At 68.4% G+C, this 24,855-nt stretch carries 27 protein-coding genes and 1 tRNA gene; 15 read left to right on the top strand and 13 right to left on the bottom strand.

What is annotated here, in order from left to right:
• Positions 1 to 64: 64 nt before the first annotated feature.
• The 15 genes from ftsH to ACOOGH_RS09225 all read left to right on the top strand — a co-directional run bounded on the left by ftsH (position 65) and on the right by ACOOGH_RS09225 (position 13,492).
• Positions 65 to 2,014, top strand: coding sequence for an ATP-dependent zinc metalloprotease FtsH (gene ftsH / locus ACOOGH_RS09295; protein ID WP_420448644.1), 1,950 nt, complete (start codon positions 65 to 67; stop codon positions 2,012 to 2,014).
• Between the two features lie 89 nt (positions 2,015 to 2,103).
• Positions 2,104 to 2,958, top strand: coding sequence for a dihydropteroate synthase (gene folP, locus ACOOGH_RS09290; RefSeq protein ID WP_420448643.1), 855 nt, complete (start codon positions 2,104 to 2,106; stop codon positions 2,956 to 2,958).
• The gene (gene cdaA / locus ACOOGH_RS09285) at positions 2,958 to 3,842 is read left to right on the top strand and encodes a diadenylate cyclase CdaA (protein ID WP_420448642.1); all 885 of its coding nucleotides are present in this window, start codon (positions 2,958 to 2,960) and stop codon (positions 3,840 to 3,842) included. The genes folP and cdaA overlap by 1 nt, the downstream gene beginning before the upstream one ends.
• 79 nt (positions 3,843 to 3,921) lie before the next feature.
• A complete protein-coding gene (locus tag ACOOGH_RS09280) occupies positions 3,922 to 4,578 on the top strand; it encodes a MotA/TolQ/ExbB proton channel family protein (RefSeq protein WP_420448641.1) in 657 nt (218 codons plus the stop codon).
• 61 nt (positions 4,579 to 4,639) lie between these two features.
• Positions 4,640 to 5,062, top strand: a complete 423-nt coding sequence (locus tag ACOOGH_RS09275) for an ExbD/TolR family protein (RefSeq protein WP_420448640.1) — start codon at positions 4,640 to 4,642, stop codon at positions 5,060 to 5,062.
• Positions 5,063 to 5,509: an ExbD/TolR family protein gene (locus tag ACOOGH_RS09270; RefSeq protein WP_420448639.1), complete on the top strand. Its 447-nt coding sequence runs from the start codon at positions 5,063 to 5,065 to the stop codon at positions 5,507 to 5,509.
• A 45-nt stretch (positions 5,510 to 5,554) separates the two neighbouring features.
• Positions 5,555 to 6,214: an energy transducer TonB gene (locus tag ACOOGH_RS09265; RefSeq protein ID WP_420448638.1), complete on the top strand. Its 660-nt coding sequence runs from the start codon at positions 5,555 to 5,557 to the stop codon at positions 6,212 to 6,214.
• A 168-nt stretch (positions 6,215 to 6,382) separates the two neighbouring features.
• Positions 6,383 to 7,081, top strand: a complete 699-nt coding sequence (locus tag ACOOGH_RS09260; RefSeq protein ID WP_420448637.1) for a YggS family pyridoxal phosphate-dependent enzyme — start codon at positions 6,383 to 6,385, stop codon at positions 7,079 to 7,081.
• A complete protein-coding gene (locus ACOOGH_RS09255; RefSeq protein WP_420448636.1) occupies positions 7,078 to 7,758 on the top strand; it encodes a DivIVA domain-containing protein in 681 nt (226 codons plus the stop codon). Before ACOOGH_RS09260 ends, ACOOGH_RS09255 begins: the two co-directional genes overlap by 4 nt.
• 66 nt (positions 7,759 to 7,824) lie before the next feature.
• Positions 7,825 to 11,061 (top strand): isoleucine--tRNA ligase, encoded by a 3,237-nt coding sequence (gene ileS / locus ACOOGH_RS09250; RefSeq protein ID WP_420448635.1) that lies wholly within the window; start codon positions 7,825 to 7,827, stop codon positions 11,059 to 11,061.
• A complete protein-coding gene (locus ACOOGH_RS09245; RefSeq protein ID WP_420448634.1) occupies positions 11,058 to 11,435 on the top strand; it encodes a TraR/DksA family transcriptional regulator in 378 nt (125 codons plus the stop codon). The genes ileS and ACOOGH_RS09245 overlap by 4 nt, the downstream gene beginning before the upstream one ends.
• Entirely contained in the window at positions 11,428 to 12,018 is a 591-nt protein-coding gene (gene lspA, locus ACOOGH_RS09240; protein ID WP_420448633.1) for a signal peptidase II, read from the top strand. The genes ACOOGH_RS09245 and lspA overlap by 8 nt, the downstream gene beginning before the upstream one ends.
• 1 nt (position 12,019) lies before the next feature.
• Entirely contained in the window at positions 12,020 to 13,012 is a 993-nt protein-coding gene (locus tag ACOOGH_RS09235) for an RluA family pseudouridine synthase (RefSeq protein ID WP_420448632.1), read from the top strand.
• Between the two features lie 95 nt (positions 13,013 to 13,107).
• Positions 13,108 to 13,332, top strand: a complete 225-nt coding sequence (locus ACOOGH_RS09230; RefSeq protein WP_420448631.1) for a hypothetical protein — start codon at positions 13,108 to 13,110, stop codon at positions 13,330 to 13,332.
• An 85-nt stretch (positions 13,333 to 13,417) separates the two neighbouring features.
• Positions 13,418 to 13,492 (top strand) — tRNA-Val (locus ACOOGH_RS09225).
• 56 nt (positions 13,493 to 13,548) lie between these two features.
• On the opposite strand, the gene ACOOGH_RS09220 is transcribed toward ACOOGH_RS09225, so the two are convergent.
• The 13 genes from ACOOGH_RS09220 to ACOOGH_RS09160 all read right to left on the bottom strand — a co-directional run bounded on the left by ACOOGH_RS09220 (position 13,549) and on the right by ACOOGH_RS09160 (position 24,850).
• Positions 13,549 to 14,712, bottom strand: coding sequence for a tyrosine-type recombinase/integrase (locus tag ACOOGH_RS09220; RefSeq protein ID WP_420448630.1), 1,164 nt, complete (start codon positions 14,710 to 14,712; stop codon positions 13,549 to 13,551).
• The gene (locus ACOOGH_RS09215; protein WP_420448629.1) at positions 14,709 to 15,113 is read right to left on the bottom strand and encodes a hypothetical protein; all 405 of its coding nucleotides are present in this window, start codon (positions 15,111 to 15,113) and stop codon (positions 14,709 to 14,711) included. Before ACOOGH_RS09215 ends, ACOOGH_RS09220 begins: the two co-directional genes overlap by 4 nt.
• On the bottom strand, positions 15,110 to 15,424 hold the full coding sequence (locus ACOOGH_RS09210) for a hypothetical protein (protein ID WP_420448628.1): 315 nt from the start codon (positions 15,422 to 15,424) through the stop codon (positions 15,110 to 15,112). The genes ACOOGH_RS09215 and ACOOGH_RS09210 overlap by 4 nt, the downstream gene beginning before the upstream one ends.
• An 18-nt stretch (positions 15,425 to 15,442) precedes the next feature.
• Positions 15,443 to 16,342, bottom strand: a complete 900-nt coding sequence (locus ACOOGH_RS09205) for a hypothetical protein (RefSeq protein WP_420448627.1) — start codon at positions 16,340 to 16,342, stop codon at positions 15,443 to 15,445.
• Positions 16,343 to 16,345: 3 nt separating this feature from the next.
• Positions 16,346 to 17,380 (bottom strand): ArdC family protein, encoded by a 1,035-nt coding sequence (locus ACOOGH_RS09200; RefSeq protein WP_420448626.1) that lies wholly within the window; start codon positions 17,378 to 17,380, stop codon positions 16,346 to 16,348.
• Positions 17,377 to 17,592, bottom strand: a complete 216-nt coding sequence (locus ACOOGH_RS09195) for a hypothetical protein (protein WP_420448625.1) — start codon at positions 17,590 to 17,592, stop codon at positions 17,377 to 17,379. Before ACOOGH_RS09195 ends, ACOOGH_RS09200 begins: the two co-directional genes overlap by 4 nt.
• A gap of 4 nt (positions 17,593 to 17,596) precedes the next feature.
• Positions 17,597 to 18,604, bottom strand: coding sequence for a CpaF family protein (locus tag ACOOGH_RS09190; protein WP_420448624.1), 1,008 nt, complete (start codon positions 18,602 to 18,604; stop codon positions 17,597 to 17,599).
• A complete protein-coding gene (locus ACOOGH_RS09185; RefSeq protein ID WP_420448623.1) occupies positions 18,601 to 20,631 on the bottom strand; it encodes a type IV secretory system conjugative DNA transfer family protein in 2,031 nt (676 codons plus the stop codon). Before ACOOGH_RS09185 ends, ACOOGH_RS09190 begins: the two co-directional genes overlap by 4 nt.
• A gap of 303 nt (positions 20,632 to 20,934) precedes the next feature.
• Positions 20,935 to 21,846, bottom strand: coding sequence for a hypothetical protein (locus tag ACOOGH_RS09180; protein ID WP_420448622.1), 912 nt, complete (start codon positions 21,844 to 21,846; stop codon positions 20,935 to 20,937).
• Entirely contained in the window at positions 21,843 to 22,514 is a 672-nt protein-coding gene (locus ACOOGH_RS09175) for a VirB8/TrbF family protein (protein WP_420448621.1), read from the bottom strand. Before ACOOGH_RS09175 ends, ACOOGH_RS09180 begins: the two co-directional genes overlap by 4 nt.
• The gene (locus tag ACOOGH_RS09170) at positions 22,495 to 24,069 is read right to left on the bottom strand and encodes a type IV secretion system protein (protein ID WP_420448620.1); all 1,575 of its coding nucleotides are present in this window, start codon (positions 24,067 to 24,069) and stop codon (positions 22,495 to 22,497) included. Before ACOOGH_RS09170 ends, ACOOGH_RS09175 begins: the two co-directional genes overlap by 20 nt.
• Positions 24,066 to 24,674, bottom strand: a complete 609-nt coding sequence (locus ACOOGH_RS09165) for a TrbG/VirB9 family P-type conjugative transfer protein (RefSeq protein ID WP_420448619.1) — start codon at positions 24,672 to 24,674, stop codon at positions 24,066 to 24,068. Before ACOOGH_RS09165 ends, ACOOGH_RS09170 begins: the two co-directional genes overlap by 4 nt.
• Positions 24,656 to 24,850: a hypothetical protein gene (locus tag ACOOGH_RS09160; protein WP_420448618.1), complete on the bottom strand. Its 195-nt coding sequence runs from the start codon at positions 24,848 to 24,850 to the stop codon at positions 24,656 to 24,658. Before ACOOGH_RS09160 ends, ACOOGH_RS09165 begins: the two co-directional genes overlap by 19 nt.
• Positions 24,851 to 24,855: the final 5 nt, after the last annotated feature.

The raw sequence follows: 24,855 nt of genomic DNA, 5'->3' as shown, positions 1-24,855 counted from the left end.
GGAATAGATCAAAATGAGACAAGACCAGCCGCAGAGGCCGGACAGCAGCGATTCCTCGAGCCGCATGAACCGATGGCTCAGGACCGCATCGTTCTGGGCTCTGCTGATTCTGATTCCCGTCGCCCTCCTCCAGTTCATGGGGGGCGCCCGCGAGGGCAGGGAGACGCTAACTTACACGCAGTTCCGCCAGCAGATCACGCAGGGGAACATCGAGTCGATCCAGGTGCGCCTCGGGACCGGCGAAGTGGAGGGCGAGCTGAGGAGTGTGATCACCGTCGACGAGGCGGAGATCGCAAACTTCCATCTCCTCCTGCCGACGCGGGAGATCGGCGACGAACTGATGAGCGAACTCCTCGCCGCCGACATCGAAATCGAGACGCTTCCCGCGCGCAGCAACTGGCTGAACGTCTTCATCTCCATCCTTCCCTGGATCTTCATCATCGGGCTCTGGCTTTTCGTCTTCCGGCAGATGCAGGCCGGGGGATCGCGGGCGTTCAGCTTCGGGAAGTCGAAGGCCAGGCTCCTGAGCGGTGACACGCCGAAGATCACCTTCGCCGACGTCGCGGGGTGTGATGAGGCGAAGGACGAACTGCAGGAGATCATCGAGTTCCTCAAGGATCCGCGAAAGTTCTCGCGCCTGGGCGGACGCCTGCCCAAGGGAGCACTGCTCGTAGGACCGCCGGGGACCGGAAAGACGCTCCTCGCCAGAGCCGTGGCGGGGGAGGCGGGACGTCCGTTCTTCTCGATGTCCGGCTCCGATTTCGTGGAGATGTTCGTCGGCGTCGGCGCCTCCCGCGTCCGCGACCTGTTCGAGCAGGGGAAGGCGCAGGCGCCCTGCATCATCTTCATCGATGAGATCGATGCGGTCGGCCGCCACCGCGGGGCCGGTCTCGGCGGCGGGCACGACGAGCGGGAACAGACCCTGAACCAGCTGCTCGTCGAGATGGACGGGTTCGAGTCGAATGAGGGCGTCATCCTCCTCGCGGCGACGAATCGGCCGGACGTGCTCGATCCGGCGCTCCTGCGTCCGGGCCGCTTCGACCGCCAGATCGTCGTGGACAACCCGGATATCAAGGGGCGCGAAGGGATCTTTCAGGTGCACACGCAGGACATCCCGCTCGCCGAGGACGTTGACCTCGCGGTCCTGGCCAAGGGAACCCCCGGGCTTTCGGGCGCGGACATCGAGAACGTCGTCAACGAGGCCGCGCTCATCGCGGCCCGGGACGACAAGGATCGCGTCTACATGGAGGAGTTCGAGCGGGCCAAGGACAAGGTCATGCTCGGCACCGAGCGGCGCAGCATGGTCATCTCGGACGAGGAGCGCCGCGTCACGGCCTACCACGAGGCGGGGCATGCCGTGACCGCCCTCCGAGTCCCGGGCCTGGATCCGCTCCACAAGGTGACGATCGTCCCGCGCGGGCGTGCTCTCGGGATCACGGCATCGCTCCCCGAGGAGGACCGCCACAACTACACCAAGGAGTGGCTCGAGGGCCAGCTCAAGATGCTCTTCGGGGGGCGGGTGGCCGAAGAGATGAAGTTCGGTAACGGCAAGATCACGACCGGCGCGGGCAACGACATCGAGCGGGCGACGGATCTGGCGCGCCGCATGGTCACCCAGTTCGGGATGTCGCCGGCCGTGGGCGCGATGTCGGTCGGAGACCGGGAACAGGAGGTCTTCCTGGGGCGGGATCTCTCGCAGCGGCGCGAGGTCAGCGAGAAGACGGCCGAACTCGTGGACGGCGAGATCAAACGCATCCTGGACGAATCGTACGCAGCGACACGTACCGTCCTCGAAAAGAATCAGGTGCTGCTCGAGGAGATCGCGGAGGCGTTGCTGGACCGGGAGACCCTCGATGCGGAAGACATCAAGCTGCTCGAAGAGGGCAAGAAGTTGCCGGCTCCGGTCTCGGAACCTGCCCGGCCGGCGGCCGAGCCCGTGGCGGTTGAGCCGGCGCCGCAGCGCGAGCGCCCACTGGAGGGTGCCGGCGGCGAGCCCGCCCCGGCCCCGGCCTAGACCTCGGGGCGCGCGGAATGGGGCTCTCGACGGTCGGGCCGGCGCGCACCTGGCGGGTTGGCGGTATCGGGATCTCACTCGAGTCGCCCGTGATCGCGGGCATACTGAACGTCACACCCGACTCGTTCTCGGACGGCGGCCTGTTCGCGCGACCTCGTGACGCGATCGCGCGGGGTCGGCAGATCGCGGAAGAGGGAGCGGCGATCCTCGATGTCGGGGCGGAGTCCACCCGCCCCGGCGCCGATCCGGTGCCTGCCGACGAGGAATGGGCGCGGCTCGAGCCCGTGCTCCACGGACTGCGTGACCTCCCGATCCCCGTCTCCGTGGACACATCCAGGCTCGAAGTCGCGGAGCGGGCGATCGATGCCGGCGCGGCCGCGATCAACGACGTGACGGCCCTGCGCGGCGATCCCGGGCTGGCGCATCTCGTGGCCCGGTCTGGCGTGGGGCTCGTCCTCATGCACATGCGCGGCACCCCCCGCACCATGCAACTCGACACCGCTTACGGCGATGTCGTGGCGGAGGTCCGCAGCGCCCTCGCCGCCGCGCGGCGCGCGGCGCTCGATGCGGGCTGCGATCCGCAGCAGGTGGCGGTCGACCCGGGGCTCGGCTTCGGCAAGTCGGTGGACGGCAATCTCGAACTGCTGGCCCGGCTCGACGAGATCGCGTCGCTCGGGGCGCCGGTGTGGGTCGGCCCTTCGCGCAAGTCCTTCCTCGGGGCCGTGCTGGATGTCGGACCGGGCGAGCGCGCGACGGCCTCGGTGGCCGCCGGTCTTGCCGCCGCGCGGCGCGGCGCCGACGTGCTGCGGGTGCACGATGTCCGTGAGACGCGTCACGCGCTCGACGTCGAGGCCGCGATCGACGCCCGCGGCACGGGTTCTGCCGCTTCCGGCGGTCCGCCGGGAGCCGAGGAAGGGTGGAGCGCGGCTGGAGGGCCGAGCTGATGGACGCATTCTGGAACTACGTGCGCCTGCTCCAGATCGATCTTCTCGACGCCTTCGAGATCACCGTCGTCGCGGTCCTTATCTACCGGGTGCTCATACTGTGGTCCGGCACGCGGGCGTTCCAGATGCTGTTCGGTCTCGTCCTCCTCGTCGCGGTATACGCGGCGGCGGGCTGGCTCAGCCTCGACCTCATCGAGTCGATCCTCTCCCAGGCCTTCACCTACGGCGCCTTCGCGCTCATCGTCGTCTTCCACCCCGAGTTGCGGAACGCTCTGGCCCGGATCGGGCGCAGCCGCGTCCTCAGCGTGCTCACGCGACTGCAGGAGCGGAGCGAGGCGGTCGCCGATGAGATCGCCAAGGCGGCGGCCGAGCTCTCCCGTACCCGTACGGGGGCGATCATCGCGATAGAGCGCGAATTGTCACTGGAGGAGTACATCGAGAAGACGGGCACGCGTCTGCGCGCCGATGTGTCGTCCAGCCTTCTCGAGTCGCTGTTCACGCCCAAGTCGCCTCTCCACGATGGAGCGGTCGTCGTGCGCGACGGGCAGATCGTCGCCGCGGGGGTCCACCTGCCCCTCACGCAGTATCCTCTCAGCGACCGGACGCTGGGGACGCGGCACCGGGCCACTCTCGGCCTCTCGGAGGAGACCGACGCGTACGTCGTCGTCGTGTCCGAGGAGACGAGCCAGATTTCGCTCGCCCGGCGTGGCGTTCTGCGCCGGAATCTGACCGCGCAGCAACTCCGGGACCACCTTGCCGCCGGGGTCGCGGCGCCTGAACTGAGCCGTCCCGGCGCCGATCCCGACGCGGAGTCGGCGGCTGGGCCGGACGGGACCCATGACGTCGTCACAGCTCGTGACGGCGAGACGCCGCAAACCGTTTGACGGGGCTCCTTCCGTCCCCTAAACTTGCCAGCTAAGATCAGGCCAGGATTGGACGACAAATCCCTCACGGGCAGGCGATATGAGCAATCAGTACGAGTTGCTGACGCTGTTCACCGATGGCGGGTTCATGATGTACCCGCTTATCCTCTGCTCTCTGATCGCCATCGGTGTGATGTTCGCCAAGGCCTGGACCCTGTGGATCGCTCATCGCGAGTCGAGAAAACTGCTCAACGAGATCGAGAGCCTCGGTGTGAGCGGCCGCCTCGGCGAGGCGATCACGACGGCCGAAGAGACCCGGGGCCCCGTCGCCGCGATCCTCCTCGCCGGCCTGCGCCGACTACGGGACCGCGGTAGCGAGGCGCGAACGGACGAGAAGGACATCCAGAAGGCGATCGCGACAACGGGCGTCATCGAACTCGACTTCCTCGAGCGCGGGCTCACGGTTCTCGGCACGATCGCCAACGTCGCCCCCATGCTGGGCTTCCTCGGCACGGTCATCGGGATGATTCTCGCCTTCCAGGCCATTGAGCTCGCGGGGCAGGTCGAACCCGGGCTCGTCGCCGGCGGCATCAAGGTGGCGCTGATCACGACCGCCACCGGGCTCTCCATCGCGATCCCCGTCAACATCGGCTACAACTTTTTCGTCACCCGGATCGATCGTCTCATCCTCGATATGGAGGAAGGGGCGCAGGAGGTGCTCGGGCTGATCTGGGACCTCGAGGACCGGCGGACGTAACGGGCAAGGCTGACGGGCCCGAGTCGGGCCTCGGAACGACAAACGGAGAAAGAAGTCCACAATGGCGATCATGAAGCGCAAGCAGAAGGTGTCGGACGAGATCCCGACCTCTTCCATGGCGGACATCGCGTTCCTCCTCCTGGTCTTCTTCCTCACGACGACGGTGTTCAACGAGGAGCGGGGACTGCCGATCGTCCTCCCGGAACAGTCCGAGGAACAGGATGTGTCCGGGCGGAATCTGATCTTCTTCATCGTGCAGCCCGACGGCCGCGTGATCGTGCGCAGGGGAGAGAGCGAGCAGGAGCAGATGGTGGCGCATTCCCAGGTCGCGAACATCCTGCGCACGGAACTGTCCGGCAACGAGAATCTCATCGCCGCCATCCAGACCCACCCGGACGCGGCCTACCGTCATATGGTCAACGTGCTCGACGAAGTGAAGCTCGCGGGCGCCGAGCGAATCTCGCTACAGGAGCTGGATAACTAGATGGCCATCAAGGACAGCGGCTTCAAGAAAAAGTCCGGCTCGGACGGGTCGATCCCCACGTCGTCCATGGCCGACATCGCGTTCCTCCTTCTCATCTTCTTCATGGTGACGACCGTCTTCCGGAAGGATCGGAACCGGCAGATCGACTGGACGACCGCGGAAGCCACCGAGAAGATCGACGAGAAGCGGGCCAACATCCTCCACCTCTGGGTCCAGCGCGACGGCTCGGTCTGGATCAACGACGTGCTGACGCCGTTCGAGGACATCTCGGAGGCGGTTCGGCCCATCTACTCGGCAAACCGGGAACTCGTGATCGCGATTCGCGGCGACTCCGAGGTGCCCTATCTGCAGATCAATACGATTACGGAAGAATTGCAGGCAGCCGGCGCGGTTCGCGTAACCTTCGCCACACGACTCGAGCAGCGCGCCATGCGGGCTCGTCGCTAGGGAGAGCAGCCACACGAGAGGCTGCTGGAGACCGGGAGAAGATCGATGGAAGAGACCGGCATTCGGCTCACCGCGAACGACCAGTTCAAGCGGGCGAGCACCAACTGGACGCAGATCGGACTGCTTGCGGCGACCATGCTCCACTTCGGGCTGTTCGTCCTCGTTCGTCCGTTCGAGGCCGCGGACATGGGTGTCGTGGTCGACGAAATCGAGGCGGTCGCGTTACCGCCGGAAGTGAAGATCCCGCCGCCGCCGGAGCAGATCGCCCGTCCGGCCACGCCGCGGGTCGCCTCGGTCGACATCTCCGAGGACATCACGATCGCGGAAACGACGTTCGAGTCGTTCACGACCGAGAACGCGCTGCCGCCGCCTCCCGAGACGGGGAGTCCGGCGGACCGCCCCTCCTTCATCGCCTACGACACGCCGCCCGTAATGCTGAACGGCGGTGAGATTCGGCAGATCCTGGAGCGGGAATACCCTCGGACCCTGAAGGACGCCGGTATCGGCGGGCGCGTCGAACTCTGGCTCTACGTGACCGAGAATGGGACCGTCGAGAACTTCGAGGTCAAGACTTCCTCCGAGAACGCCTTGCTCGACGAGGCTGCGGGGAAGGTCGTGCAGCAGATGAGGTTCACGCCCGCCAAGAACCGCGACAGGGTCACAGCGGTCTGGGTTTCCCAGTGGGTGAATTTCCAGGTGGTCTAGACCATACAGGTGTGAAGCAGCGGGAGGCGCCCGGCGACGCTCAAGCGACGCCGGGCGCTTGCTTTTTTCCGGGGGTCGCCCGGCCGTCCGTGGCAGGACGACGCCCGCTCGATTCGGACGCCGCCGCATCGCTCGCATCCCCGGGCGCCGTCCCGTAGACTGTGCCGCGTGACGAAAGACCAGGTCGAGGCCCGGCTGGCCCGGGTGATCGAGCGCATCAGGGCCGCGGCGAGCCGGGCCGGGCGACCAGCGAGCGACATCGAGATCCTCCCCGTGACGAAGGGACATGCCGCCCGGGGCATCGAGATCGTGGGAGCTCTCGGTGTGGCGCGGATCGGCGAGAACCGGGTCCCCGAAGCCGAAGCCAAGCGCGCGGAGCTGGGGCCGACGCCCGGCGTCGCCTGGCACCTGATCGGCAGACTGCAGCGCAACAAGGCGCGGCGCGCGCTGCGGCTGTTCGATGTCGTGGAGTCCGTCGACAGCGTAAGGCTCGCGGGCACGCTGAGCCGAATCGTGGCGGAGGAGGGGCGCGAACCGATGGAGGTTCTCGTGCAGGTGAACACGTCCGGCGAGGCCGCGAAAGCCGGAATGGGTCCGGACGCGGCGCTGGACGCCGTGGCCGAGATCTGCGAGCTGCCCGGCTTGCGTGTGGCCGGACTGATGATGATGGCCCCGTTTACGGAGGACGAGGCTGTGCTCCGGCCCGCGTTTCGCCGTGCTGCGCGCCTGCTGGAGCGCTGCCGGACGGAGATCCCGGCCTTCGAAGGACGGGATCTCTCGATGGGGATGAGTAACGATTTCGAGATCGCGATCGAGGAGGGGAGTACACGGGTGCGGCTCGGTACGCTGCTGCTAGGGGAGAGATGATCGATCTGACACCGCTTGATGTCCGCAAGAAGAAGGACGACTTCAAGCGCTCGGTGCGCGGCTACGACCCGCATCAGGTCGATGCGTTTCTGGCGGTCGTGGCGGATTGCCTCGAACGGCACGTGCGCGAGCATGTCGTGCTCAGCGACCGGGTCGGGCAGCAGGAGCTACAGCTGCAGAGCTACAGAACCCGGGAGAGGGCGCTCAACGAAGCACTCCTGGCTGCGCAGGAGCTGCGCGAAGAGGCTCGCCTCCAGTCTGAGCGCGACGCGGCCGTGCGGGTCCGGGAGGCCGAGACCCGCGCGCGCGCCGTACTCGACGACGCGAAGCAGGCCGTTCGCCTGTGCCACGACAAGATCGAGGACCTGAGGGCGACGCGGGGCCGCTTCCTCGCCTCGCTGCGGAAACTGTTCGAGCGCTTCGACGAATACCTCGACTTCGAGGATGACCGCTTCGGCGATGGCCCCGGCGATCTCGGTCCGCTGTTCGCACGGTTGCGCGAGGTGAGCGAGGACTCTCACCCGATCGAACCGGCCGGGAACGGGCCCTCCGAACCGGCCGCGGGCGCCCCGCCCCAAGTCGCTGCGGCCGAGCCCACGGCTGCGGAGTCGACGGAGCCCCCGCCTCCATCGATTAGCCGGGTCGACGCCGGCGGTTCGGGCGCCGCGTCGACCTGACCGCAGCGCCCGGCTGCGCACGCCCGCCGCTTCGACGATCCAGAAATAACCGAACGGAGTACCCAGATGGCCTACCGGCCAATACCGGAGTCCGTACGCGGACTCGAGACTGAAATCCTGGGGCGCTGGGAGGAGGAGGAGACCTTCGAGCGCAGCCTCGCGACCCGGGCCGATGCGCCGGACTTCGTGTTCTACGAGGGACCGCCTACCGCGAACGCGTCGCCCGGGGTCCATCACATCCTCGCCCGCACGATCAAGGACACGGTGGCCCGATACCGAACCATGTCCGGCTACCACGTGCCGCGGAAGGCGGGCTGGGATACGCACGGGCTCCCGGTGGAACTCGAAGTCGAGCGTTCGCTCGGCATCTCCGGCAAGCCGGACATCGAGCGCTACGGCATTCGGAAGTTCAACGACATGTGCCGGAGCAACGTGTTCCGCTACCAGGACGACTGGGAGCGGCTGTCCCGTGACATCGGCTATTGGCTGGACTACGGCGATCCGTACGTCACGTACTCGCGGGAGTTCATCGAGTCCGGCTGGTGGGCGCTCTCCGAGATCGAGAAGCGGGGCCTGCTCTATCGGGGGTACCGCGTCATTCCGACGTGCCCGCGCTGCGGCACCGGCCTTTCGAGCCACGAGGTGGCGCAGGGCTACCGGGATGTGACCGAACCGGCGGTCTACATGAAGTTCCATCTCGTGGACGACCCGGATGGCGCGCGGGTCCTGAGCTGGACCACGACCCCCTGGACGCTTCCCGGCAACCTCGGCCTCGCCGTGGGACCCGACATCCGCTACGCCCGCGTACGGATCCTGCCCGGGGGCGCGAGCCGCGGCACAGCTCCCGAACGGGCGCACGACGGCCCCGGCGGGGCTTCACCCGGCGAAGTACTCATCCTGGCCCGCGACCGCGTGTCCGAGGTGCTGCGGCACCCGTACGAGATCGTGGACGAAGTGCGCGCCGAAGACCTTGTCGGGCGGCGCTACCGCCCGCTCTTTCCGGGAGCGGTGGACGGCGCCGGCTCCGACACCGCCTGGACGGTGCTCGGAGCGGACTTCGTCACGGTCGATGACGGGACGGGCGTCGTCCACACCGCTGTGATGTACGGGGAAGAAGACTATCGGCTGGGTGAGGCCGCGGGGCTGCCGATGCAGCACACGGTCGGCGGAGACGGGCGTTTTCTCGACACCGTACCGGGCGGACTCGCCGGGATGCACGTCAAGGACCGCGCGACCGAACGCGCGCTCCGCGACTGGGCCGTCGCGCACGACCAGTTGTACCTGCGCGAGATGTACGAGCACAGCTATCCCCACTGCTGGCGCTGCGACAGCGCGCTTCTCTACATGGCGCGCGATTCCTGGTACATCCGCACGACCGCCGTGAAGTCGCGCCTGCTCGAGCACAACGCGTCCATCGACTGGCATCCGCCCGAGACGGGATCCGGCCGCATGGGCGAGTGGCTGCAGAACAACGTCGACTGGGCGCTCTCGCGCGAGCGGTACTGGGGCACCCCCCTCCCCATCTGGCTCTGCTCCGAGGACGACGGACACCGGGAGGTGCTCGGATCCTTCGAGGAACTGGGACGCCGTGTCGGCGGCCTCCCCGAGGACTTCGACGCCCACCGGCCGGGGATCGACCGATACGCGTGGGACTGCGGCACGGAGGCGTGCGGCGGCACGATGCGGCGCGTCCCCGAAGTCGCCGACGCCTGGTTCGACTCCGGCTCGATGCCGTACGCCCAGTGGCACTATCCGTTCGAGAACCGGGAGACTTTCGAGCGCTACTTCCCGGCCGACTACATCGCGGAGGGCGTGGACCAGACCCGCGGCTGGTTCTACTCGCTCCTTGCCCTGTCGACCATCCTCTTCGACCGCGCGCCCTTCCGGGCCGTCGTCGTCAACGACCAGGTACTCGACGCGAAGGGGCGGAAGATGTCGAAGACCCGGGGCAACGCGGTGGACCCACGGGATGCGCTCGACACCTACGGGGCCGACGTCACGCGCTTCTACTTCCTCTCGGGGTCCAACCCGTGGGTGCCGAAGCGCTGGGACCCGTCGGCACTGCGTGAGACCGACCGCAAGCTGTTCGCCACCCTGCGTCACACGTACCGCTTCTTCGCGCTGTATGCGAACGAGGAGGGGTGGTCCCACAGCGCGCCCGGCGCGGCCCCCGTTGCCGGCCGCGGCGACCTCGACCGCTGGGTGCTCGCGCGCCTCGACCGGGTCGTCAGGCTGGTCGGAGCAGCGCTGGAGTCGTTCGATCTCACCGCTGGCGCGCGCGCCATCCAGGAGTTCGTGCTCGACGACGTGTCGAACTGGTACGTGCGGCGCAGCCGCGACCGCTTCTGGGCGACGCAACCGGGGACTGCGGCCGCGAGCGCCGATGCCTTCGCGACGCTGCACGAATGCCTCGCCACGACCGCGCGACTGCTTGCCCCCTACGCCCCGTTCATGTCCGATTGGCTGTATCGGGCGCTCACGGACGATACATCCGTCCACCTGGCGGATTTTCCGGAGCCGGAGGGGCGCGCGGAGTCCGAACTCGAGCAGGCGATGGAAGACGTTCGGCGTCTGGTGGCGCTGGGTCGCGCCGCGAGGGAAAAGGCGGGGGTCCGGATTCGGCAGCCGCTGCGCGCCCTGCACGCGGTTCTGCCGGAGGGGCGCGCCCTCGCCCACCCCATGGCGGCGCTTGTCATGGAAGAACTCAACGTCAAAAAGGTTGTGTCGCTGGGGGATGGAGAAGATCTTACTCGGCTGTACGCGAAGCCGCGATTCGGGGCGCTGGGTCCCAAACACGGAGCGCGTACGCCGGCGGTTGCGGCGGAGATCGCGAACCTGGGGGCCGTTGCCCTGAGAAGGCTCAGGGACGGGGGGGCGCTCGACATTGAGGTTGGAGGCGAACGAGTGCGGGTGACGCCCGAAGACCTCGTGATTCAGGAGGAGACGCTCACCGATCTCGCCGTGGCGACTGGAGGTGGCTACCTCGCGGCCGCGGATACGGATATCGATGACGCGCTGCGCGCCGAAGGTTACGCGCGGGAGATCGTGAACCGCGTCCAGCGGCTGCGGCGCGATGCCGGCCTTGAGGTCGCCGACCGCATCCGCCTCGGCGTAGCGGGTCCGCAAGGTGTGGAGCGGGCAGTTTCCACGCATGCGGACTACATCGCCGGCGAGACTCTGGCTGTGGAAGTACGAACCGGGTTGGCCCCGCTGGGCGGCCTGGATACATCGGTGGTGAAGATCGACGATGTCGAGGTCCGCATCGGAATCGGCGGAGTCGGCGAACGCGCTGGCGAAGCATGAACACGGAACAACGAAAACACATCGAGAAGCGACTGCTGGAGGCCCGCTCGCGCGCGACGCGGGAACTCGGGCAGTACGACGACTCGTTCACGAGCGCCCTCCAGGGGGCGGACAGCGATCTGGCCGCCTACAGCTTCCATATGGCGGACCAGGGGACGGACGCGATGGAACGCGAAAAGGCGTTCCTGTTCGCGAGCAAGGAAGGCCGGTTGCTCTACCACATCGACGAGGCGCTGAGGCGGCTCTATCGGAACCCGGAGCAATTCGGAAAGTGCGAGCACTGCGGCGAGGACGTCAGCTTCGAGCGGCTCGACGCCCTCCCGCACGCGCGGCTCTGCATCCGGTGCAAGGAGAAGGAGGAGACGGGTGCCTGAAGCTTCCGGACGCGGGGACGGCGCCACCCCCGAACACGAGTCGCCCGCTTTGCCGGGCAACGGCGATCGCGCCGCCCGCCTCTGGCTGACGCTCGTTCCGATCGTGGTCGTTCTGGCGCTGGACATCGCGACCAAGGCGTGGGTCATGAACACGTTCGAGTTGTACGAGCGGACGCCGGTGATCGGGGACTTCTTCCGCTTCACCTACACGCACAACCGCGGCGCCGCCTTCGGGCTCGACATCGGCGAACATTCCCGGATCTTCTTCCTCATCCTCTCCCTGATCGCGCTCGGCGTACTCGGCGTCATCTACCGCGGCACCCCGTCCTCGGACCGACCTCGCGTCTTTGCCATCGCGCTCATCTCCGCTGGCGCGCTCGGCAACATCTGGGATCGCATCCGGCTCGAAGCGGGGGTCGTGGACTTCCTCGATTTCGGCATCGGGACGCACCGTTTTCCCATCTTCAACATCGCGGATTCCGCCGTGACCGTCGGTGCGGTGCTGCTGCTGATCTCGTTCTGGCTCGAGGGCCGACGCGAAAGGGAGCTGGCGGCCGCGGCGGCGGAGGCGACTCCCGAGTGAAGTGAGTCCGCCCGAATCCGCTGCGGAGTGTGCGGGCAACCGGCGGCTCATCGAGATCGGCGACGGCGACGACGCGGCCCTCGACCGACTCGACCGTCTGCTGGCCGACCGTCTGTCCCTCAGCCGGTCCAGGGTCGCACAGCTGATCTCCGATGGGCAAGTGACCGTCGACGGCCGAGTCATACCGAAGCGGTATCGACCACGGGCGGGGGATCGGATCGAGATCGAACTGCCGGCTCCGGTTGTCACCCGCTTGGAACCCGAGGACATCCCGGTCGAGATCCGATACGCGGACGACCATCTCGCGGTGGTCGAGAAACCGGCAGGACTCGTCGTCCACCCCGCACCCGGCCATCCGGGGGGCACGCTGGTGAACGCCCTCCTCTTTCACCTCGGCGGCCTGTCGAGCATCGGGGGCGACCGACGGCCCGGGATCGTGCACCGCCTGGACAAGGACACCAGCGGGCTCATGCTCGTCGCTCGGCAGGACGAAGCGCATCGAGCGTTGTCCGCCGCGCTCCGGCGCCGTGAGATCGAGCGCGGGTATGTCGCCGCGGCGTGGGGGCACCTCGACGAGGAGCGCTTCACGGTGGATCGCCCGATCGGACGCGACCCGCGCGACCGAAAGCGGATGGCCGTGCGCGAAGACGGACGGCCCGCGCTCACGCACTTCAAGCGTCTGGAACGCTGGAACGCCGCGGAGTTGGTCGCCGTCCGGCTCGCCACGGGGAGAACGCATCAGATCCGGGTGCACCTCGGATCGCTCGGACACCCGGTGGTCGCGGACCCCATTTACGGGCCGGACTGGGAACGCGGGTTCGGCGGCGCTGGCGGACGTTGGGCGGAGGCGCTCAGGCGCCGGGCCGGGCGACTGTTCCTGCACGCGGCGCATCTTGCGTTCGAGCACCCCGTGACGGGAGAAGCGCTGTCGTTCGCCTCGCGGGTGCCTTCACCGCTACTCGAGGCCGCGGAATGGGCCCGAGCCACCTCATGACGCGCTCACGGGGCGCGAAGGGAACGCCTGCGACGCCCGGGGGATGCGCCCCCGGAGTGGTTGACGCATGTCGGAGGGACGTCTAGGGTGCCCGCATGAATCAGGGAAAACGCGACCGAAAGCGGGAAGACGCCCCCGCACGCGGCCTCCAATTCGGTGCGGCCAACTACGCGGCGTTCGCGCTCGGCCTCACGTCCATCGCCGCCGGGTACGTGCTGCTCGACCAGGGGTCCGTGACAGCCGCGCCGCTTCTGCTCATCCTGGGCTATGCGGTGTTTCTGCCGGCCGGACTGATTCTCGGCTGGCGGCGGCTCGGCTAACGACAGTCCCCCAGGCCTCCGCCCGGCTGGCAGGACCCGACCCGCCGAGACCCCGCCGCGCGATCGCCAGGGTGGCCACGATTCGGGGCGAATAGCTCAGCTGGTTCAGAGCGCCTGCCTTACAAGCAGGAGGTCGGGGGTTCGAATCCCTCTTCGCCCATTGGACTTACGCGATTTTGGAGGGTTCGATTCCCGCTAATTTTCCCGCCAAATGGGTCATGAACGGGCTATCCGTCGGTCCTCGAGGGCCTTTCGGAGTTGGTCTTGGTCCGCCCTCTGATAGCACTGGAGCACCGTTCGGGCGGTCTTCCAGCCCCCGAGTTCGCAGAGGATCTTGAGCGGCTGGTTCATGAGGTCCGACGCGAACTTCCGCCTCAAGGAGTGCCAGCCGCGTCCACGCTTTCGCTCCAGCCCCGCGAGCACTTCGGCCCTCTGCCACCAGTCGCGGAGCAGCCAACGACTCACACACGTTGACGGGTCCTTCGGCGCGGGCAGCAGCGGAATGTCCCCAATCCCCGGGTTCCGCTTCCGCGCCTCCTCCAGCACTTGGAGCACCTCGGCCGTCACCGGCGTCCGGTGCTCGTACCCGGTCTTCTCGTGCTCGCCCCGCCACCGGATGACCGCGGCTTCAGTGTCGATGTCCGACCAGCGAAGCTGGCAGATAGCGCCGATCCGGTGTCCGGTCTCGTGCGCGATCACGAGCGCGACACGGAAGCGCCAGTCCATCCCCAGCGACGCCTGCAGCAGGCCCTCGTACTCAACTTGGGTGAGAACCACTCGGGTCGGGTTCTTCTCCCTCGGTACCCTGAGGCCTCTCAGAGGATTCGATTCGAGGAGGAGCCTTCCCTCCTCATCTCTGGACCTCGCGGCCCAATTAAGGACTGCGAGCAGGAACCGCAGGTCGTATTCGATCGTTCGATCGGATACGGGCCTGCCGCTCGGACCCACCTTGCCCGACCGTCGCTCACGGATGAAAACGTCCCAGTCGCGCTGGGAGAGCGTGTCGGGCCTCCGGTCCCTGCCGAAGCACCCGAGGAACATTTTCATCGCGGCGCTGTCGTACCTCCGCGACCGCTCCGCCTTGGTGGGGGTAACCTCTTCCCTGTAGATGTCAAAAAGCGTTTCCAGCGTGAGCGGCTCAGGCTCGGCTTTCTGCTCGTCCCCGGGCCGCGGGCCGTTGAACCTTGCGGCGAACTCGTCCGCCTGCTGCTTCGCCCGCGACCAGTCGCGGTGTTTCAGCGACCGCGTGAGCCTGCGCCCGTTCTCGCGCCACTCGATCTGGAGGATGCCGGTCTTCGGGTCGGGGAACACCCGGACCCGGTTCCGGCCCCATTCTCCGGCGGTGTAGGAGCGCCGGCTCCGTTTCGTGCGTGCCATCATTCCATTCCTCTCTGGATGATGGACTGCACGATCTGCGTGTTTGAACGCTCGCGCGGGCCGGGTTCTTCCGCAAGTGGCGCTTCGGCCGGCGCTTTTCGGGGCAGGTGCCTGCGGGCGATCCTGGGCGCGTTGGGCCGCCCGGCGTTGGGGATCTTGCCGTCGCGGACGAGCCTTCCGAGATGGGTGGCGGTGTATCCGCTCTCGCGGGCGGCCTCGACCAGAGAGAACGTGGTCTCGTCCCTCTCGACGAGGGTGGCTTCGAGGTCGTCGGCGCAGCGCTCGATGGCGGTGGCCGGGGTCTCGCCTCCGTATCGCCGGAGCGCCTTGGCCTGCTTCCGCCAGTCGGCGGGCAGGCCCTCGACGGATGCGGGCTTGGTCTTCCGTGTCGCCTTCCGGGTCATTCCCACTCTCCTTCCTCATCCTGTCGGAGTGCGTCTTCGAGCTCTGGATCCCCCTCGCCGCGCCGGGTGGATCGTTCGGCGAGATCGACACGCCGTCCGAGGTCGGCGAGCCCGGTGGTTCGTGCGGTGACGTAGATGGCCGCGGCGAGTCCGCCGAGGATGAGCACGACGTGAAGCGCCAGCCCGAGGCCGTGCTCGGCGAGGATCGCGGGCCAATGGGGTGCGAGGTATTCGAGCCGGGAGCCGGCGATCAGGAACGCCGATCCGGCGAGTGCGGCGGTGAGTCCCGCGCTGATCTTCCAGGGCTGCATCTTTGGGTCCTCCCGTGTTCAGAGTTCGACTGAGGCGGGATTGCGGTCGGCGGGTCCGCGCAGCCAGGAGCCGCCGTCACTTCCGAGACCGAGCCTGCCGAGGAGCGCCGCGGCGGCCGGCCCGCTGGCGTGGAGCGCGAACCCGGCGGCGGCCTTGGCCCGGACGGCCGGTTCGCGGTAGTTGCCGGAGACGGCCTCGATGTTGACGCGTCCCGTTCGTCCTTCGGCGTCGGTGTGCTCGATCTGGGCGTCGGGGTAGAGCACACGCCCTTCGTCGTTGACCGGGAGTCCGAGTTCATGGGCGATCCGCCGCCGTTCGGCATCGGCGGCCCGCTTGCCGCCCCTCTTCCGCGCCGCCTCGCTCGCTCGCGCGACGGTGCTCTTGAGTTCTGTGCCGAGCAGGACGCGCCGCACGGTGGCTCCCCGGTCGACGATCCGCCGCTTCTCCTTCATGGAGGCGCGGTAGACGGCGGTGTCGTGCGCGCCCTCCGATTTGCGGATGCGCGCGAACGGGACCTGCTGACCGGGATCCATCCCCCGTTCGGCGGCCAGTAGCCGAGCCTCGGCCCTGCCCTTCCGCGTGAGCGTCAGGATCTTGAACGGGTTGCCTCTGGGTCCGGTGGCCGTGGTCTCCGTGACGAGGCCCTTGCGGATCCATGCGTTCACGGCACGGCGCGTGGTGTGGGGGTGGCCGCCGAAGCGGGCCTCTGCGAGGTCGCGGTAGGAGACGGCGCCGTGGACGCCGATGTCGGTCAGCGCCCCGTCGCAGCGTTCGGGGAAGGAGATGGACCCGCGCGCCCGGTCCGCGGCGTATTCTCGGCGGTGGCCTTTCCGCATGCGTTCGCGATTGCGGCTGGGTGGCGCGGTCGGGCGCGGGTCCGGTTCGGCCGTGCGGCCGAACGTGTCTCTCCCTCTCACGGGTCAGCGGCTCGGGCCGAGGCTGCGCTCCGGGACCGGGAGCTTCGGCACGTGTACTTGTATCCGCTGGGGTCCCCGCGTGGGCGTGCGAACCGCCGCGACGGCCACGGGGTCGCGTGCGGCGACGCGCTCGCGGTGCCGCACCAGCACGAAGTCGGAGATCTTCTGCGCATCCGCTGCGGCGCGCCGGATCTCGCGCGGGTCCTCTTCGAGCGCCTGGATCCAGCCCTCGACGTAGGCCGCGCCCCGGCTCGGGTCGTGGCCGACGCCGACGCGCTCGCCGGTCATCATCGCGCTGATCTCGGCCCGGAGTTCCTCCCTCGCGTACTGGGGCGACCCGAACCCGCCATCGATGCCCTCGATGAGGGTCTCGCGGTTCATCCGGTCCTCATGGCCGGTGCTGTGGCCCAGCTCGTGGAGCGCGGTCTGGTAGTAGTGGTTCGCGGAGGGGAACTGTCCGCGCTCGGGCAGCACGATCTCGTCGCGCTTCATGTGGTAGTAGGCGCGGTCGCCGGCGACGTGGCGGACCGGAACGCCCCCGTCCTGCATGACCCGCTCGGCCTCCTGATGGGTCTTCCAGAGCGGCTCGGGCGTCGGGTTGGCGCGCTCGGGCAGCCCGTCGGCCTGCTCGGCGTTGAACACGGTGTACTGCCGGACGTAGGGCGTCTTGAGCTTCTCGTAGCGGTAGAGGCGCTTGCCTTCGGCGTCCCTCCTGGGCCGCCCGCGCTCGTCGGTCACGGCGATCCGCTTCTTGTCCTGGAAGGAGAGGATGCGCGTGCCGCGCTCGCCCTTCCTGACCTGTCCGCCCTGGTTCTGGATCTGGCGGTAGGTGCCCCAGCGCACGTCGCCGTAGCCGTGCTCCTGCTGCATGGCGGCGAGGTGGAGACTGTTGCCGCCCCGGTAGGAGCGGTCGGTGTCCACGTTCCTTGGCATCACGCGCTCGCCGGGCTGCCACGGCTTCTGCCAGGGCGCGGTGCCTCGCCTGATCTGCTCGATGATCGTATCGGTGAACTTGCGGTGATATTCGTCGTGTTTCATCGCGCGTCCTCCTCCCCGCCGATGCCGTACGGATCGTCCCAGGCAGCCGCGATCTCGTCCTCGGTCCCTACCTCCTCGTGGAAGAGGCCGTAGTCCTCGGCCAGTTCGGCCAGCACTTCGAGCGTCTCGCCGCCGTCGCGGGCGAGTTCACGGTCGAAGTCCTCGAAGGTGTTGACGGGGATGATGGGGATGGTTCTGGCGTTCCAGCTCATGCGTTCACCTCCTTTGGTGTGGGTGGGTGTGGGTTCCGGTTTCCGGTTGCGTTTCGGGCCGCGCTCCCGGCGGCGCGGTGATCCAGCGGCCGGCCGTCGCGTCGTATCCGCAGACCTCGAGCGCGTCCTCGACGAACCGCCTGCCGCCGCGGCGGGCCACGTGCAGCACGAGCGCGATCCCGTCGACGACGCCCCTACAGGTGACCTCCCAGGGCAGCGCGTCTCCGGCCTGCATGGCGCAACTCGCGAGCCTTGAGAGTGCGGAGCGCGCGTTGTTGGCGTGGATGGTGGTGAGCGAGCCGCCGTGTCCGGTGTTGAGCGCTTGGAGCAGGTCGGCGGTCTCGCCGCCCCGGACCTCGCCGACGACGATGTGGTCGGGCCGGTGGCGGAGCGCGTGGCGCACCAGATCCCGGATCTCGACGGGCGTTTCCGAGAGGGTGGCTCCCGCCTCGAACCGGAGGCAGTTCGCCCGGTCGATCCTGAGTTCGAGCGTGTCCTCGATGGCGACGATCCGCTCGTCCTCGGGCAGCAGTTCGATCAACGCGTTCAGGAGCGTTGTCTTGCCCGATCCCGTGCCGCCGGAGACCAGGATGTTCTGGCGGGACGCAAGCGTGCTCCGGGCGGCTTCGAGGATGTCTTCGGGCAGCGAGCCCAAGCGCACGAGGTCCTCGGCCGAGAACGCGCGCCCCCCGAACCGGCGGATGGTGATCGCGACCTCGGGACTCGCGGGCGGCGTGCAGATCGCGACCCGGGAGCCGTCTTCGAGCCGGGCGTCCAGCACCGGCGTGGCGGCCGGATCGAGCCCGAGCGGCCGGGCGATGTGGATCGCCGCGCGATGGAGCCACGCGGCCGTGAGGTCCGGTGCTGGGTGGGATTCCAGTTTCCCGGCCCGCTCGACCCAGACGTTGCGGGGACCGTTGATCATGATCTCGGAGACGCCGGGGTCTTCGAGCAGGCCCTCCAGCCCCGGTAGGAACAGGGTGAGGTGGCCGACACTGCTCGCGCGCTTCATATCCGCCCCTCCCTGCGCAGCCTCCAATAGCCGGTCTCCTTCGGGAGGTAATGGGGCTTGAGGTAGACGCGGCGGGCGGGGAGCGACTTCACGCCGTCGTAGGGCAGGCAGATCGCCTGGTAGTTGGCGAGCAACGCGAACTCGCGCGGCGTGAACACCGGCTCCCTCTGTTGCCGGAACGACTTGGTCGCGCCGATCTGGCCGTCGCCGCCTCCGGCCCGGCCGGACAGCAGCGAGAACTCGGGCTTGTTCGTGGTCTCGGTGAACGTGTAGGACGCCTGAGTCTTCATGACGGAGCCGCACATGTCGGACGCGATCTTGGCCGACGCGTCGTCGGAGAGCGACAGGAAGATCCGGGTGCGGAGCGTCTGCACGAGCGTGCGCCACGCCTCTCCCGAGGGCAGCACGGAGCGGAGCGAGGAGATCGACTGCGTGGCGACGATCGGGATGCAGCGGCACTGCCGGGTGAGGGCGAACGCCTTCTCGTCGCCCGACGGGTCGTCCTGTCCGACCGTGGCAAACGCCTGATACTCGTCACAGATGAACACGGCGGGCCGCATGTAGCGGTCCGGCCGGCGGGCGGCCTCCGCCGGCCTTCGGAGCAGCGCCTGCATCCACGCGTTCTTGAGGAAGACGCCGATGGCGCGGGCGAGCGCCGGGTTCGCCCCGGCGGGCATGTTGAGCGCCAGCACCTTGCCGCCCTCGATCAGGTCTGCGAGCGGGGGCAGCCCCCGGCGCAGGCCCGGCATGGCCGGGACGTCCGGGACCTCCTCCTCGTCCATGTCGTCCGTCCGTTTGGCCGGGGCATCGTCCCCCGGCGGCGGCGGACAGAACACACCCGCGACCTCCGGCTGGTCGAACAGCGAGAGGAAGACGCTGATCCCCTCGACGATCGAAGTACGGAGCTTCGCGTCCAGCTCCGACCAGTCCTTGACGTACCACCGGGCGACCGCTTCGACCCGCTCGGAGAACTCGCTCCCCGCAACGTTCTCGACCAGCACCCTCCGGCATGTGACCTTCAGCTCTTTGAGCCGCTTTTCGAGTTCCGGATCGAGCCGGGTCGCCATGTCTTCGGTGCCGGGCACCTGCTCCCACGCCCACTTCGTGAGTGCTTCGGAATGCTTGACCATGTCCTTGCGGGAGATGATCGTCCGCACCGGCCGGCGCTCGTTCGCCAATTTCTGCGCCTCGCGGATCCTGTTCCTGAGCAGGTCCGCGTCAACCGTGCAGCGGTAGATGTCCCGGAGCGTGACCCAGCCCCCCGGTAGGAGCCGGTGCAGCTCGATGATCCACCGGACGAGGTTCGTGTACGCCTGTTGCCAAAACGGCTCCCGAGACTTGCCGAAGAGCTGGTTGATGAGCGACGCGACGCCGTAGGCGAGCGAGTAGGAGTCGAGCAGCGGATCGTCGAGCGGGTTCCACTGGATCGACCCGCCGAGCCCAATTTCGAGGTAGTCGTCTCCGCGCCCGGCGTCCTCGAGGATGCCGCGGACCTGGTGACAGAAGTCGCCCTTCACTTCGAGCACGAGCGCGCCCGCGCGGCGGCCGGAATCGTCGGCGCGCCAAGAGAGGATCTGGCGGGCGAAGGGGTACATGCAGCCGCTGGTCTTGCCGGTGCCGACGGCGCCCACGATGAGGGTGCCCGTGTAGAGCCCCTTCTCCGGGATCACGAGCCACGACGGTTGCTTGCTCTCGCGCGGCACGGTCGGATGGTGCAGCTCGCCGAGCACCAGCGACGGTGCCTCGTCCTCGGGCGAGGTGGGCCACGCGGGCAGCTTGCCTCGTCGCCGGAACCTGAACAGCGGTTGGAGCCACACGCGCCAGACGGAGAGGACGAACGAACCGGCGAGCACGACCAGAACGGCGGGCCACGCGTAGTACCAGACGCGGATGGCGGCGTGGAGGCCCGGATCGTGAAAGGCGATCAGGTCGAGATACGGGTTCGCGCCGGGGAACGGCGCCTTGAGCGCTTGGCCGGCGACCGCCCCGACCGCGCTCCCGATGATGGCAAGGGTACCAGACCTCATCGCTTCAACCCCCTTCCTGGAAGGATTTCTGGCCCGGAGCGACCTCCCGTGGAGGACGGAATGGACGTGTCCATGCCGATCCTCCCCGATGGCACGCCACGCGTCCAAGGAGGGGGGTCGCTCCGGCCACGGTCGCCGGCGCCCGCGTGCCGCGACCACTCGTCCGGCCGTGGCGCAACCGCAATCCGTCCAGCGACATGCGGAACCGGCGGCCTGTCCGCCCAAGGCGCGATACCATGTCCGCCGACCCCCAACGTCGAACGGACCCCCGCTCTACGGCCCCGGGACCCCGCAATCCGGCGGTCAAGACGGGCCTCCGCGAAGCCGCCCGGAACGCCATGCCGTGAAGCCGTCGACCGCCGTGCCGGCGGACCGGACCCGCTTCTTGAGTTCGGCGATCCGCACGAGGCAGCTTTGGAACCCGCCGAGCTTCTCGACCGCCGCGTCGTCCATGCCCAGGATCGTCTGTTCGATCCGCTTGATTTCGCGGCGGGCCGGATCGGCGGCATTCGCCTCGGGGGGCGCATCGGCCCAATGCCCGAGCACCTTGCGAGCCCGCGCGAGTTCCGGCGCGGTTCGCACAACCGCGGCAACCTCGACGGCCAGCCCCCGGACTTGGAGCGCGTGCCACAGTCCCCGGTGCGAACGGCCCCACGAGTGCAGCGCCGTCGCCGTGTCGTGGCCTGGATCGGCGTAGACGAACAGGGCGTGGCGCTCGTCCAGTGCGACGGGCAGCTTGACCGGGAAGTAACGCCGGGTCTCGCGGGCGGTCCGGCCGTACACCCTCACCGGCAGCAGTTCGTGCTCGATGCCGAGCGCTTCGAACGCGGCAACCTTCTCGGGCTCGGTCGGGAGCCAGGGAAGCTCCGTGTGGTCGATGACGTAGTCGAGCGAGAGAAGACGGCGCAGGAGCACTTCCTCGGAAGCCGTCTTGCGGTGGCGGATGTGCTCGGCTCCGAGCGCCCGGTAGACCGGCCGCGAGAAGATCCGGCACACCCTTCGTCCGTGCAGCGTCTCCTTCGCGGCCAACTTCTGCGCCGTGATGGCCCGTACGAACCGGCGGGCCGTGCGGCCGCGGGTCTGGAGCCACGCCGTGAGCTGCGCAGGCGTGAACACGCCGCTGTGGAGGCACGCGAGCGCGATCCACTCGGCCTTGCGGCCCGTCCACCCGAACGACTCCAGCTCCTTCTCGCGCCCCTTGAGATGCGCGATCATCGGCCGCCCCCGGTCACCAGCGCCCGGTCGGCCCGCATGTAGGTGACGAGGAGCCCCATCGGGTTGTGGACGACCAGCTCGGGCGGGACCGAGTCGAGGAACTCGAAGCGCAGCGTGAGCGTCCAGCGTTCGCGCCGCAGCTCCTGTTCGCCGCGCAACTGCACGAGATCGAAGTCGGCCGTCGCGCCGTGCGGCGGCTCGGGCGCGGGATGGATGCGCAGCACGACCTGCTCGACTTCGAGTTCGGTCTCTGCCGTCCCCGCCGCGACGCTCGCGACCTCCGCCCCATCCCTCTGGAACGCCGCGTTCGCGAGATCGGTCGACAGGAACCGGAGGCTGCGTGTCCAGTTCTCCTGCGCCGTCGCACGGCGCCTCGAGTGGAAGTCGTGGACGAACCGGTTCAGGAAGTACTTGGTCGTTGGATCGAGCGGATCGGCCTGCGCCGTGGCGGCCTCGTAGGCCAGCGCCTCGGCGCGGCCCACCTCGTCCACGCGCACCACAATAGGCTTGGGCGGCTCGGCGCCCGCGATCCTGAGCAGCACCAGAGCGCCGAGAACAACGCTTGCCGAGAGGAAGATCAGGATCCTCCGCAGCTTCCGGTTCGCCTCGACCGCCTCGCCCCAGATCTCGGCGTACTCGCGGCCAGCGTCACGGTCTAGTTTCATCATTGGATCTCCTTCCGTTCAGACGGGGGGCCTGATGGGGGCGGCGGCCTTGCTGGCGCCCTGCATGACGAGGGCGACGAACCCGGACCCGGCGGAGCCGGAGCCGGAGACGAGCATCGAGGCGAGTTCGCCGACCTTGAGACCGGCCATGAGGCCGCAGACGACGAGCGGCATGAGGACGACGGCCCAGAGCCAGAGTTCGAACGGGTCCGCGGGTCCCGGTGCCCATCAGGGCATCGGCGTACGTCGTGATGTAGCCGAGTCCGACGCCCATGAAGACGCGCAGCACCGCACCGGCCACGACGCCGTAGAGCGTGTAGACCATCAGCGTCCGGAACCATCCCCAGAACAGGAACGAGAGCGGCTCGAAGAGCAGGAACGCGATGAACACGGGACCGAGCAGGATCGCGATGGCGATGGCGACCTGCGCCCAGATCACCTGCGCGTAGGTGACGCAGAAGAGCGCGAGCAGGCAGACCACGAGCGAGGCGCCCATCACGAGCGTGACCAGCGAGGAGAAGATCACGGTCGTTCCCGCCGTCACGACCGAGAGCAGGTTGCCCGTGGACCACGCCGCGCTCAGGTGCGCCGAGTACGCCTGCACGAGCGCGGTCATCTCCGTGTACCCGGCCGACACCACGTCGGACAGGAACAGGTTCTGAAGCCAGATCCCGCCCCCGGCGACCATGGCGGGGAAGGTGGATCCGACGCCGGGGATCGGGACGGTGTAGTAGTGGAGGAGCGTGCGGGGGATCGCGATCCCGATCACGAGCTTGACGATGTCCCAGGGCTGGAAGGTGCCGCTGAACGCGATCTTGAGTCCGGTCCAGGCGACCATCACGGCCGCGAGCCCGCCCCAGAGCTGAAGTCCCAGCGTATGCACGTCGGGCGCGGCTCCGCCGACAACGGTGTCGAGCACCACGTCGAGGAAGCTCTTGAAGTCCGGGAGTTGGTTCTCCGGGATCTGCGTGGGGACGTTCGGGTCGATGGACTGCGGGGGTAGTTGCATGGCCGTCGCGCCCCCTACCGGTAGAACGAGGGGGAGACGCTGAACCGCCCATACCGGGCGCGAAGTCTCCGCTTGCCAGCCCGGCCGCCATCTTGGCCTCAAGCGCAGCCAGCGACTGCCCGAGCGACGCGAGCGCGTCCTGCGCTCAACCTCCTCGAGCCGGAGCGCCTCGCGAAGCTCGAACTCGGCCTGGCCGAGGCTGGCATGGGCACCGGCGTTGCCGGCGTCCGCCCCCGCGTCTTGCCGGTCCGGTTCCTGCCCGGCGTCATCGGACTGTTGCCGCTCACTGTCCGCATCGGCCGCCGCCTGCTGGCTCTGGCGCTCCGTCTCGGCATCGAAGCGGCCGTCGAGCGAGCGGCCCGTGCGGTCGTCCACGGGCCGCGACTCCGTGGGGGCGACCCCCTCGGCCATCTCATCAGGACCGCTGAGCGTCGAGGAGAACAGCAACCCCGCCACGAGCACGGTGATCAGGGCGATCCCGACTTTCGTGACGAGGCCGCCGGGCAGCGCGCCCTTCGGCTCCTTGAACCACTGCTTCCAGCGGCTCATCGGGGATCCTGCCCGGGCTCGAACCACCAGTGCAGCCGCTTGTCGCCGAGCTGAAGCCATCCGTCGCCTAGGACATGGCGGGCGATGCAGAGCCCGTCCTCCGTCAGATCGAACGCGACCAGACTCGGCTCGCCGTCCTGGAGCTCGTAGAGCGCCGGGGCTTCCTGCGCGTGCGAGCGGATGTAGGTGAACCGCCCGTCGTGCCACATCGCCTCGACCCGGAAGGGCCGCTCGGACGCACCCCGGTCCAGCCGGTACTCGAACCGGAGCCGTTCGGGGTAGGAGGCGCGGAACGCTTCGACCTCCGCGGCCGCCCGCTCACGCGCCTCCGCGATCCCGGCCGCGCCGGAGATGCCCGCCGCCTCCGCGCCCGCCTCGACGCGAACGACCAGGTGGGGCGGCTTTTCGCCGTGCTCGGCGACGAGGAACGAGTAGATGCGCCCCGACTCGCAAACGAGCGCGACGTTCGTGGCCGCGTCCTCGGCCAGCGGCTTGAGGTACGCGACGTTGGCCGCGCCGGTCAGGTGCCAGTACTCGGAGTCGCCGGCCACGAAGTCGAGGATCCGCTCTTCGGCCGGGAGCACGATTACCGTTGTGTGGCGCACGCGCGCGCGGATCCGGGGATCCGTTCATCACCCTCCTCCGGCATCGGCACTCGCAGGTAGGCGGCATCAGTGCCCGGTTGCTGCGCGCAGGCGTCGCCGGGGAGCGCCAGCAGAAGCACCGCCATCAGGGCGACGAACAGTCCCAGCATGATCGCGAGGGTGGGAGTTGTTCTCATGGTGT

The sequence above is a fragment of the Candidatus Palauibacter sp. genome (assembly GCF_965213655.1).
Lineage (GTDB): Bacteria > Gemmatimonadota > Gemmatimonadetes > Palauibacterales > Palauibacteraceae > Palauibacter.
Note: the sequence above shows the minus strand (reverse complement) of the source record. Positions and strands in the feature narration are given on the sequence as shown.